This is a genomic window from Streptomyces sp. NPDC058964, from assembly GCF_042741275.1.
In the GTDB taxonomy this organism is placed as follows: domain Bacteria; phylum Actinomycetota; class Actinomycetes; order Streptomycetales; family Streptomycetaceae; genus Streptomyces.
This window is the reverse complement of the sequence record NZ_JBHYKH010000433.1, coordinates 1-1,552: the sequence shown is the minus strand read 5'-3', so window position 1 is coordinate 1,552 and position 1,552 is coordinate 1. Positions and strand designations below refer to the sequence as shown.

Sequence of the window (1,552 nt, the reverse complement as noted above, 5' to 3'; positions counted from 1 at the left end):
CTGTCCCGGGGCGCCCGGGCCCCTGGCGGGCGCCCGCGACATCCCCCGCGGGCCCCCCCGCGGGGGCCGGCGCCTGCGCCGGGGCCGCCCCCCCCGCGCGCCGGGGGGCGACGATCCCCCTCGGACTGCTGGCCTGCGCCGTGGGCTACTCCCGCGTGCACACCGGAGTGCACTATCCCGGCGACGTCGTCGCCGGCGCGGTGCTGGGTACGGGCGCGGCGGCCGTGGTGCTGGGCGCCGTCGGCGGGGCGGCGGGATGGGAGACGTACCTGCCGTTCCGGGCGCCCCGCCGGTGAGACTCGTTCGCCGGAAGCGGCACGTGCCACGGGGTGCGCTGGTCAGGCCCCCTGACCGGAGGACCCCAGCAGCTCGCGCAGGATCTCGTCCGGGCCCCTGAGCACCGACCGCGTCGCCACGACGCCGTAGTCGTCGTCCCCCGGCAGCGCACGGGCCGTGCGCTCGTACTGCGTGCGCACCGGGCCCAGTTCGGGCGTCCCCCGCTGCGGATGGCCGACCGCGCTCCCGTGGGTCTCACCGGTGGACCAGCCGGTGGCGGCGCAGTGCGTCGGACAGCCGGAGCGACTCGTCCAGGCGGTACCTCGGCAGGTTGTTCAGCACAGGAGCAGTCTTCCCTGCCCGGTGCTCACATGTGCCCCGATTTGACTCTTACCGGGCGGGTGTGCGAGCGGCGGTGGACCGCGAGGCGGGTGGGGCCGGCCCAGCGGTCCACGGTGCGCGCTGCCTCAGCCCTGCCCTGCCAGGGCTTCTCCGAGGACCTGGTGGGCGGCCGTCGAGGCCGCGGCCCGGTCGGCGGGGATCAGGCCGATGCGGGTGCGCCGGTCGAGCAGGTCGGCCGCGTCGAGCGCGCCCTCGTGCCGTACGGCCCACAGCAGTTCGGCACGGGTGACCGGGTGACCGGGTACGACGGGCTCGTTCATACGGGGGTCACGGGCGGCCAGTGACATGACGGCCCCGGCCTCGGTGCCGTAGCGCCGGACCAGGCGCCGGGGTGCGGGCAGGCCGGCCAGCCGGGCGGGTGCGGCGGCGCCGACGAGCGGGAGAGCGGCGGTGGGGGAGGGGCCGGCCGTCAGGCGGCGGACCGAGACGGCCGCGTCGACGGCGTCCTCCGCCATGCGCCGGTAGGTGGTCAGTTTGCCGCCGACCACGGTGACCACACCTTCAGGGGACGTCAGTACCGCGTGCCGACGGGAGATGTCGGCGGTCCGGGCGGCCCCGCTGGAGCCCGCGGGAGTGGTGTCCAGCAGCGGGCGCAGTCCGGCGAAGGCGCCCACGACGTCGTCGCGGTGCACCGGGACGTCCAGGACGGAGCCGAGGACGTCGAGCAGGAAGCCGATGTCCGTCTCCGGTACCTCGGGAACGTCGGGTACGGGGCCGTCGACCGGTTCGTCGGTGAGGCCGACGTAGACCCGTCCGTCGCCCTGAGGCAGGACGAGGACGAAGCGGTTGGTCTCACCGGGGATGGGGATGTGCATCCCGGCGGGCAGGGAGCCGAGCCGCGCGGCGCGCAGCACCGGGGGGGTGCCCCGGGAGG

General features: G+C 76.5%; 3 protein-coding genes. 1 reads left to right on the top strand and 2 read right to left on the bottom strand.

Going from position 1 to position 1,552, the window contains the following annotated elements:
• A partial coding sequence (locus ACFW2E_RS35890; RefSeq protein WP_384472900.1) for a phosphatase PAP2 family protein occupies window positions 1-296 on the top strand: 296 nt, incomplete at its 5' end.
• A 42-nt stretch (window positions 297-338) separates the two neighbouring features.
• Here the strand turns inward: ACFW2E_RS35890 and ACFW2E_RS35885 are convergent.
• The gene (locus ACFW2E_RS35885; RefSeq protein WP_384472897.1) at window positions 339-476 is read right to left on the bottom strand and encodes a hypothetical protein; all 138 of its coding nucleotides are present in this window, start codon (window positions 474-476) and stop codon (window positions 339-341) included.
• Between the two features lie 267 nt (window positions 477-743).
• Window positions 744-1,552 (bottom strand): glycerol-3-phosphate dehydrogenase C-terminal domain-containing protein (locus ACFW2E_RS35880; protein ID WP_384472894.1); only part of this gene is annotated, 809 nt, incomplete at its 5' end.